Genomic DNA, 9,431 nt, shown 5'->3' on the forward strand with positions numbered 1-9,431 from the left:
TGTCGGCGGCTGGACCAGCCTGATCACCGGGCTCGCGCGCACCCGGCTGAAGGTCGGCGAGCGCGTCGCGCAGGGCGATCCCATCGGCCGCGCCGCCGAAATCCGCCCGCGCATCACCGTCGAGCTGCGCCGCAACGGCCGCCCGATCGACATTGCGGCGCTGATCGCGTGAGCGCGCGTTCATCCTGCCGCAAGCAAAGCGCTTTAGCCTCGATGCCGCTGGTCGAAACGCGTGGCGCGCCGGTGGCAAAGCATCTGGCATTTGCGGGCGCACGCGACTAGATTGGCAGCGCCGCGCGAGGGGTAAGCGCGATGTCTTTGCCTGGGGAGTGCCGACGCCATGATCATTGGCGGCGTCGCGGCACGATCCGGGCCTGGTACCAAGCCGGTCAGAACAAGGTTGCACTCGATGATGAAATCCCGCCTCGCCCGCGCCTCTGCCATTGCCCTTGCGGTGGCCCTGGTGCCGATCACCACCTCGGCCATTTCGCAGGTCGAATCCGATACCCAGGCCGAGATCGCGAAATTCGTGGACATTTTCGAGCGGGTGAAGACCGATTATGTCGAGCCGGTGGATGACGACAAGCTGGTGCGCGGCGCGATCGACGGCATGCTCGCCGCGCTCGACCCGCATTCGAGCTATCTCGACGCGCGCGATTTCGCCAATCTGCGCACCCAGACCGAGGGCATGTACGGTGGCCTGGGCCTGTCGGTGACGATGCAGGACGGCGCGGTCAAGGTGATCGCCCCCACCCGCGAGACCCCCGCCGACAAGGCCGGGATCAAGGCCGGCGACTATATCACGCATCTCGACGGCAAGCTGATCTATGGCGGCACGCTCGACGATGCGGTCGACCAGATGCGCGGCGAACCGGGCACCTCGATCAAGCTCACCATCGTGCGCGAGGGCCGCGACAAGCCGTTCGACGTCACCATCACCCGCGCGATCATCGACCTGAAGCCCGTCACCTGGGAGGTGAAGGACGATATCGGCATCATCACCATCGCCAGCTTCACCTCGAGCGTCGGCGAGGATGTGAACCAGGCGATCGCGGATATCGAGGCGAAGCTGGGCCGCAAGCCGGTCGGCTATGTGCTCGACATGCGCTCGAACCCCGGCGGCCTGCTCGACGAAGCGGTTGCGGTCTCCGACGTGTTCCTCCAAAAGGGCGAGATCGTCTCGCAGCGCGGCCGTCACAAGGGCGATATCGAACGCTATTATGCGCGTCCCGGCGACAGCACCGGCGGCCTGCCGCTGATCGTGCTGGTCGATTCCGGCTCGGCCTCGGCTTCGGAAATCGTCGCAGGCGCGCTGCAGGATCATCGCCGCGCGCTGGTCATGGGCGAACGCAGCTTCGGCAAGGGATCGGTGCAGACGCTGCTGCCGCTGTCGCGCACCTCGGCGCTCAAGCTCACCACCGCCCGCTATTTCACGCCCTCGGGCAAGTCGGTGCAGGAAGGCGGGATTGAGCCTGATATCGCGGTGCCGCAGATTTCCGACCCCGATTACAAGACGCGGATGAAGCTGCGCGAATCCGATCTGCGCGGGCATCTGATCAACGAGATCGGGCTGGACGACAAGGATCTGGAGGTCGACAAGCTCGACGATCCGCGCTTCACCATGACCACCGAGCAGCTCAAGGAAAAGGGCATCGAGGACTTCCAGCTCTATTATGCGCTCGCAACCTTGCAGCGTACGACGCTGGCGAGTTCGCGGCTGGCGGCAACCCGCCCGGTCGCGGCGCGTTCTGCTGCTACGGGGCGTCCGGTGACGCGCCGCAACTGAACCGTTCCTTTTCAAAGACCTTTATTGCCGGGGGCCTGACCTGATGACTTCGCGCGCGCCGCGTATCGCCGCATGGCTGGCGTTTCTTCTGCCTGCATCGCTGCTGGGCGGAGCGCTGATCAGCCAGTATGTGTTCGGGCTCTACCCGTGCGAGATGTGCTACTGGCAGCGCTGGCCGCACTGGGCCGCGCTGGCGCTGGGCGGCATCGCGGTGCTCTCGGTCAAGCGCGTTGAGGGCCTGGGCGTCGCCATGGCCGCGCTCGCCGCGATCGCGATCGCGGTCAGCGGGCTCATCGGCGGTTTCCATGCCGGGGTCGAATATGGCTGGTGGGAAGGGCTGACCCGCTGCGCCACCGCAGCCCCGGTCGGCGGCAGCACCGAGGACGTGCTCAATTCGATCATGGCCAACCCGCTGGTCCGCTGCGACACCGCGCCGTGGTCGCTGTTCGGCATCTCGCTGGCGGGCTATAATTTCCTCTTGTCGCTGGCCGGGGCGAGCGCCATCTATCTGCTGCTGCGCCGCAGAAAGACCGGGACGATTGCCGCATGATGACCCAGGATAACGAACCGCTCCAGCCTGTCCGCAAGGAGCTGGACCTGTCGGAGATGATCCGGGTCAACCAGGCGGGCGAATATGGCGCGACCCGCATCTATGCCGGGCAGCGCGCGGTGATGGGCGATCATGTGCCCGAAGCGCGCGCGATCGCCGGCATGGCCGAACAGGAAGAGGTGCACCGCGCCTTTTTCGACAAGCTCATGGCCGAGCGCGGCGTCCGTCCGACCGCGTTGCAGCCTTTCTGGAATGTCGCCGGCTTCGGCCTGGGCGCGGTGACCGCGCTGATCGGACCCAAGGCGGCGATGGCCTGCACCGTCGCGGTCGAGACCGAGATCGACCGGCATTATGCCGAACAGCTCGAGGAACTGGGCGACAGCGACCCGGAGCTGAGCGCCGCCATCGCCAAGTTCCGCGACGAGGAACTCGAGCACAAGGATCGTGCGCTCGCCGAGGGAGCCGAGCAGGCCTTCGGCTATCCGGTGATGAGCGCGGTCATCCGCATGGGCTGCCGTGCGGCGATCGCGCTTTCGAAGCGCATCTGATCGCATGATCACGCGCCGTTCATCCGGCACAGGCTATTGGCCACAGACGACAAAGTTCAAGTGGAGGACGACATGACGAAGACCGGCACCCTGGCAGCTTTGCTGCTGATCGGAACGGCCTTCGCCGCGCCCGCAACCGCGCAGGAAAATGCGGGCGACAAGGTCGTCCAGAAGATCGTCTATGGCGATGATGCCTGCGAGCCTTCGAGCGACCCGAACGAGATCGTCGTGTGCATGCGCATGGACGAACAGGAGCGCTATCGCATCCCCGAAAAGCTGCGCAGCGACCCCAATTCGATCGCCAATACCAGCTGGACCGAGCGCGTCCGCTCGATGGAAACCGTCGGCAATTTCGGCACCGACAGCTGTTCGCCGGTGGGTGCCGGCGGCTTTACCGGTTGCACGCAATCGCTGGTCCAGGCCGCCCGCGCCGAAAAGAGGCAGGGCGAGGAAGCGATTGCCGGTCGGCTGATCGAGGAAGAGCGCCAGCGTCGCCTGTCGAACATCGACCGCGATGCCGCCGCCGTCGAGGCGCGGCAGAAGGAGATCGAGGCACAGCTTGACGCGCGCAAGGCCGAGCGTGAAGCTGCGGCGGCCGCGATGCGTGCACAGGCCAATGGCGAGGAAGTCCCGCCGCGTCCCGAGCCCGAGGCCCCCTCGCCCGAATGATCCGGGTCTGCGCATGGCGCAACCGACTTGCATGACTAATACACCTGCTCCATAGTGGTGCAGGCGATGGCGACTGCCTCGCGAACAGGGAGCGTGTGCGTCTATGTCGGCAGGTTTGGCGGAGGATCTGGTTTTCGCACCCCCATCTGCGGATGTCCTGAGCGCCGGTCTGCACCCGCTCGACAGGCGCTATGTCAACGTCATCCGCATCATGACCGCGCTGGTGCTGCTGCCGGTGATGATCGCCGCGACCGTCAGCGAGTTCGCGCTGGTCGCCGAGGGCGTGGGCGAGCATGGCATGATCATCGCGCCCGCGCTCGCGCTGTGCGCGTTCATCCTGGTCTTCCTGCCGCAGCGCAAATGGAAGCGCTGGGGCTATGCCGCTAGCGACGAACAGCTGCGCGTCGCGCGCGGCTGGATGTTCCGCACCGACACCATCGTGCCGTTCAAGCGCATCCAGCATATCGACCTGGGCGAAGGCCCGATCGAGCGGCTGTTCGGGCTGGCCAGCCTGACGGTGCATACCGCCGGCACGCACAACAGCATCGTCACGCTGCCCGGACTGGCGCGCGACCGCGCCGAGGCGATGCGCGACGCGATGCGCCTGCATATCCGCCGCGAGGCCGAATGAGCGACGCCTTCAGCGCCGATCCGCCCATCGTGCTGTCCGCCACGGACACGGCCAGCGAGCGGCGCCTCCACCCATTGACCCTGATGCTCAACCTGGTCCGGCAGGTACCACAGGCAATTCTGGGGCTGATCGCGCTGCGCCTTTCTGGGCCCGACGAGCTGAGGCCATGGGTCGGGCTGTTCGCGCTGCTGGCGCTGCTGGCGATGGTCGGGTTCGAATTCTATCGCTGGTGGCGCTTTTCGTACCGGCTCGATCCGGAGGAACTGCGCATCGCCAGCGGGGTGTTCAGCCGCAACGTCCGCTCGATCCCCTATGAGCGCATCCAGGACGTCAATCTGGAACAGGGTCCGCTCGCACGGCTGGTCGGCCTCGCCAAGGTCCGGCTCGAGACCGGCAGCAGCGGCAGCGGTGACGAAGGCGCGCTCGATTCGGTCGATCTCGCCGAGGCCGAGCGGCTGCGCGACGTCATCCGCCTGCGCAAGGCGCAGCAGGCCGATGGCGCGCGCTCGGGCGAGAGCGAAGCCGGTACCGGGGCGATGGCCCTGCCCCAGACCGATGCGCCGCTGCTGTTCGGCATGGACATGAAGCGCATCCTGATCGCTGGCTTTTTCAACTTCTCGCTGGTGTTCTTCGCGGTGGTCGGCGCGGTGGTCAACAATCTCGACTTCCTGATGCCCGATGACTTCTGGAATCCGCGCCGCCTGCTCGATTTCCTGGGACTCGACGACCTGTTCGCGCGGGCGTGACCCTGCCCGCGCCCGAGCTTCCGCCCGCTACCGCCAACCGCTGGACCACGCTCTGGGGCGCAGCCATGGCCGAAGCCGCGAGCGCCGCGCTCGGCAGCCCTCCCCCGCTCGACCTCAGCCTTTCCGACCCTGCCATGACCGGCGAAACTGCCGCGCAGCTCGGCGGAGTCTCGCTCGCCCTCGGCCATGTCCGCCTGCCCCGCGCAGGCGCGATCGAGCTGATCGACGGGTTCGAATCGGGCGACTGGTGGGTGCAGGATCTCGCCGCCAGCCTGCCCGCGCGACTGCTCGGTCGGGGCGAAGGCCGCAGCGTGCTCGATCTGTGCGCCGCTCCCGGCGGCAAGACGATGCAGCTTGCTGCCGCCGGCTGGCAGGTGACCGCGCTCGACAATTCGAACAAACGATTGAAGCGCCTGCGCCAGAACCTCAAGCGCACCGGTCTCGATGCTGCGACGATCACGGCAAATCTGCTCGAATGGCGGCCCGACGACCAGGCCGACGCCGTGCTGCTCGACGCACCGTGCAGCGCCACCGGCATTTTCCGCCGCCATCCCGACGTGCTCTATCGCATCGCCGCGCGCCATATCGACGATCGCGCCAAACAACAGGCGGTTCTGCTCGAGCGCGCCTCCAACTGGGTCAGGCCCGGCGGCGTTCTGGTCTATGCGGTCTGCTCGCTCGAAAGGGCCGAGGGCGAAGATGTCATTGCGCGCTTCCTCGCCGAAGACAGCCGCTATGCCATCGATCCGGTACGCCCCGAAGAACTGCCCGCCGGCGTGACGCCCGACTCGCTGGGTCAGGTGCGCACGCTGCCGGGCATGCTCGCGGACGCAGGCGGGCTCGACGGCTTTTTCATGGCTCGGCTGCGCCATAACGGCTGACTGTCCGCGTCTGGGCCAAATCATGTGGAAAAGCGCCGCAAAGCGCCTTGCTCCACAAGATGTTGAGGGTTAAGCGGCTAGACCTATGCCGCAGCCCCCATTGATAGCCCCGTCGATCCTGTCTGCCGATTTCGCGCGTCTGGGTGAAGAGGTGCGCGCGATCGATGCGGCGGGCGCGGACTGGATCCATATCGATGTGATGGACGGGCATTTCGTGCCGAACATCACCATCGGCCCAGCGGTGGTGAAGGCGCTGCGCCCGCACACGGCCAAGCCGTTCGACGTGCATCTGATGATCTCGCCGGTCGACCAGTATGTGCAGGCGTTCGCCGATGCCGGCGCGGACATCATCACCGTGCATCCCGAGGCGGGACCGCATGTCCACCGCACCGTGCAGCTGATCAAGTCGCTCGGCAAGAAGGCGGGCGTGGTGCTCAACCCCGCGACGCCGGCCAAGATGCTCGACTATCTGATCGACGAGGTCGACCTCATCCTGGTGATGAGCGTCAATCCCGGCTTTGGCGGGCAGAGCTTCATTTCCAGCCAGCTGCGCAAGATCGAGGCGATCGCGAAGATGATCGCGAAATCGGGCCGCGCGGTCGATCTCCAGGTGGATGGCGGTATCGATACGGTCACCGCGCCCCAAGCGGTGAACGCCGGCGCCAATGTGCTGGTCGCAGGCACCGCCAGCTTCAAGGGCGGTCCCGATCGGTATGCCACCAATATCCGGGAGCTGAAAGGCCAATGAGCGATGTCCTGTCCGAGAGCCGCCGGACAGGCGCCCGTGCAGCGCAGGCCAGCGAGGACGAGCGCCGTCTGCCGCTGATCGGTGCGGGGCAAGAGGCCCGGCCCGATCTGATCGACGACAGCCCGCAAGCTGGGCGCAAGCAACTGGTGCGGCTCGAGAATGACCGTGGCCTGTCTCTGACCGAAAGCGTCGTCCATTATTTCTATCGGCTGACCTGGCGCACCCCGCTGCACAAGCTGCGGCTCAAGGGTCGCTCGCCGCTGCGGCTGCTGGCCGCGCCCGACGATCCGTTTCCCGGCGATGCGCGTCGCGGCAAGGCGATCCGCGCCGGGTTCTTTCAGGTTGCCGGGCAGCGGATCGAGCTCGCCAAGCTCAACTTCGCGACGCTGCAGGCCCCGCCCGAAGCGATCGATTATATCCACAGTTTCGCCTGGCTGCGCGATCTCGCCGCCGCAGCCCCGCGCGAGACCTGCGTGCCGATTGCCGAGAAGCTGGTCGATGCCTGGCTCGATGCCAATCTCGAAACGGTCGCCGATCCGGCATGGCGCGCCGATCTGGCCGCACGCCGCATGCTCAATTGCGCCGCACACGCGCCGCTGATCCTTTCGAGCAGCGATCTCGTCTATCGCTCGCGGGTGCTGCGCAATTTCGCCAGCACCGCACGGCATCTCGACCATGTCGCCGACAAGGCGCCCGAAGGGCTGGCGCGGGTCATCGCCTGGGCTGGCGTGGTCGGTGCAGCGCTGCTGCTGCCCGATGGCGAACCGCGCCGCATCTTCGGCGAGGCCGGGCTCAAGCGCGCGATCGAGGGCTTCATGGGCGAGGATGGCGGCGCTCTGTCGCGCTCCCCGCTCGCGCAGATCGAGGCGATCAAGATATTGTCGATGCTGCGCGCGGTCTATGCGGCGCGCGGCGAATTGCTCTCGCCGATTGTCGAACTGGCGCTGAGCCGCGCGGTCCCTGCCCTGCAGGGACTGACGCATCATGACGGAAGCCTGGGCAGCTGGCAGGGCGCACCGGGCATTTCGGCCGAGACCATGGCGGCGCTGATCCGCGCGAGCGGCATCCGCGCGCGGCCTTTGCGGGATGCGCGGCACTGGGGCTATCAGCGCGTGCCCGCCGGACGCACCGTGGTGCTGGTCGATGCCGGAACCCCAGCCATGGCGCGGCATGCGGTGATGGGCTGCGCCTCGACGCTCGCGTTCGAGATGAGCCACGGCCCGCACCGGCTGATCGTCAATTGCGGCGGCGCAAGCGCGATTGCGCCCGACATGCCGCCCGAGCTCGCCAAGGGGCTGCGCGCCACCGCGGCGCACTCAACGCTGTGCCTCGACGATACCAACAGCACCTCGGTGCTGCCCAAGGGCCAGCTCGGCAAGGGCGTCGGGCTGGTCGAGCTCGACCGGCGCGACAGCGACGATGCCGCGCGGCTCGACATGACGCATGACGGCTATGCCCGGCGCTATGGCCTGATCCATCGCCGCCTGCTGGTGCTGCGCAGCGACGGGCGCGAACTGCGCGGCGAGGATGTGCTGCTGCCCGCTGCCAAGGGCGGTTTCGGGCGCGGCTTCGGGCGGCAGAAACAGGGCGATGTGCCCTTCGCGATCCGCTTCCATCTGGGCGTGGATGTCGAGGCGCATCTGGCGACCGATGGCTGGGGCGTGTTCTTGCGCGTCGCCGATGGATCGCTCTGGCAGTTCCGCTCTGCCGCCAGCAAGGTAACGCTCGAGGAAAGCCTCTGGGTGGACGAAAACGGGCAGATCAGGCCCAGCCAGCAGATTGTCCTGTCCGGCACCGCATCGGTGGGCGGCGGGAATTACGGCTGGCTCATCAAGCATATGGGATAATCACGTGACCGACATTGCGATCAAGCGCGCGCTGCTTTCCGTCTCCGACAAAAGCGGCCTGGCCGAACTCGGCGCCACTCTGGCGGCGCATGGCGTGGAGCTGATCTCCACCGGCGGCACCGCCAAGGCGCTGCGCGATGCGGGCCTGGCCGTGCGCGACATTTCGGAGATCACCGACTTTCCGGAGATGATGGACGGCCGCGTCAAGACGCTGCACCCGATGGTGCATGGCGGTCTGCTCGCGGTGCGCGACAATGCCGAGCATGTCGAGGCGATGGCAGCGCACGGCATCGGCGCGATCGATCTGGTCGTGGTCAACCTCTATCCCTTCGCCGCGACCGTCGCCAAGGGCGCCGAGCGCGACGAGATCATCGAGAATATTGATATCGGCGGCCCGTCGATGGTGCGCTCTGCCGCCAAGAACCATGCCTTCGTCACCATCGTCACCGATCCTGACGATTATGCGACGCTGGCGCAAGAGATGCAGGCGAGCGGTGGCGCGACCACGCTCGCCTTCCGCCGCAAGATGGCGGCCAAGGCCTATGCGGCGACGGCGGAATATGACGCGATGATCGCGAGTTGGTTCGCCTTTGCCGACCAGGGCGAGATGTATCCGGAAAAGCTCTCGGTGCCGTTCCGCAAGGGCCAGGCGCTGCGCTATGGCGAGAATCCGCACCAGAGCGCGGCGCTCTATCTGCCCGCCTTTGCGCCGGGCGGATCGCTCGCCGACCATCGCCAGGTCCAGGGCAAGGAGCTGAGCTTCAACAACCTCAACGACGCCGATGCCGCGCTCGAGCTGGTCGCCGAATTCCGCGACGGCCCGCCGACCGTGGTGATCGTCAAGCATGCCAATCCGTGCGGCGTGGCGAGCGGCGACGATCTGGTCAGCGCCTACAAGGCGGCGCTGCAATGCGACAGCGTGTCGGCGTTCGGCGGCATCATCGCGGTCAACCGCCCGCTCGACGGCCCCACCGCTGAGGCGATCAGCGACATCTTCACCGAGGTCGTCTGCGCGCCCGATGCCG

9 protein-coding genes and 1 pseudogene are annotated in these 9,431 nt (G+C 66.8%); all 10 read left to right on the forward strand.

Annotated elements, in window-relative coordinates:
* Positions 1–412 precede the first annotated feature (412 nt).
* A complete protein-coding gene (locus DM995_RS06230; RefSeq protein ID WP_031317507.1) occupies positions 413–1,786 on the forward strand; it encodes a S41 family peptidase in 1,374 nt (457 codons plus the stop codon).
* A gap of 43 nt (positions 1,787–1,829) precedes the next feature.
* Positions 1,830–2,336, forward strand: coding sequence for a disulfide bond formation protein B (locus DM995_RS06235; RefSeq protein ID WP_116968845.1), 507 nt, complete (start codon positions 1,830–1,832; stop codon positions 2,334–2,336).
* Entirely contained in the window at positions 2,336–2,884 is a 549-nt protein-coding gene (locus tag DM995_RS06240; RefSeq protein WP_031317505.1) for a demethoxyubiquinone hydroxylase family protein, read from the forward strand. The genes DM995_RS06235 and DM995_RS06240 overlap by 1 nt, the downstream gene beginning before the upstream one ends.
* Positions 2,885–2,956: 72 nt before the next feature.
* On the forward strand, positions 2,957–3,553 hold the full coding sequence (locus tag DM995_RS06245) for a hypothetical protein (protein WP_023836190.1): 597 nt from the start codon (positions 2,957–2,959) through the stop codon (positions 3,551–3,553).
* Positions 3,554–3,656: 103 nt separating this feature from the next.
* A complete protein-coding gene (locus DM995_RS06250; protein ID WP_116968846.1) occupies positions 3,657–4,184 on the forward strand; it encodes a PH domain-containing protein in 528 nt (175 codons plus the stop codon).
* 83 nt (positions 4,185–4,267) lie between these two features.
* On the forward strand, positions 4,268–4,930 hold the full coding sequence (locus tag DM995_RS06255) for a PH domain-containing protein (protein WP_502696602.1): 663 nt from the start codon (positions 4,268–4,270) through the stop codon (positions 4,928–4,930).
* Positions 4,918–5,811, forward strand: a pseudogene (locus DM995_RS06260) (RsmB/NOP family class I SAM-dependent RNA methyltransferase); the annotation flags it as partial. The gene DM995_RS06255 and the pseudogene DM995_RS06260, both read left to right, overlap by 13 nt.
* A gap of 85 nt (positions 5,812–5,896) precedes the next feature.
* The gene (gene rpe / locus DM995_RS06265; protein WP_116968848.1) at positions 5,897–6,559 is read left to right on the forward strand and encodes a ribulose-phosphate 3-epimerase; all 663 of its coding nucleotides are present in this window, start codon (positions 5,897–5,899) and stop codon (positions 6,557–6,559) included.
* Positions 6,556–8,406 (forward strand): heparinase II/III family protein, encoded by a 1,851-nt coding sequence (locus tag DM995_RS06270; RefSeq protein WP_116968849.1) that lies wholly within the window; start codon positions 6,556–6,558, stop codon positions 8,404–8,406. Before rpe ends, DM995_RS06270 begins: the two co-directional genes overlap by 4 nt.
* A gap of 4 nt (positions 8,407–8,410) precedes the next feature.
* The coding region (purH, locus tag DM995_RS06275) for a bifunctional phosphoribosylaminoimidazolecarboxamide formyltransferase/IMP cyclohydrolase (RefSeq protein WP_116968850.1) at positions 8,411–9,431 on the forward strand (1,021 nt) is incomplete at its 3' end.

Source organism: Blastomonas sp. UPD001 (assembly GCF_003426715.1).
GTDB lineage: Bacteria > Pseudomonadota > Alphaproteobacteria > Sphingomonadales > Sphingomonadaceae > Blastomonas.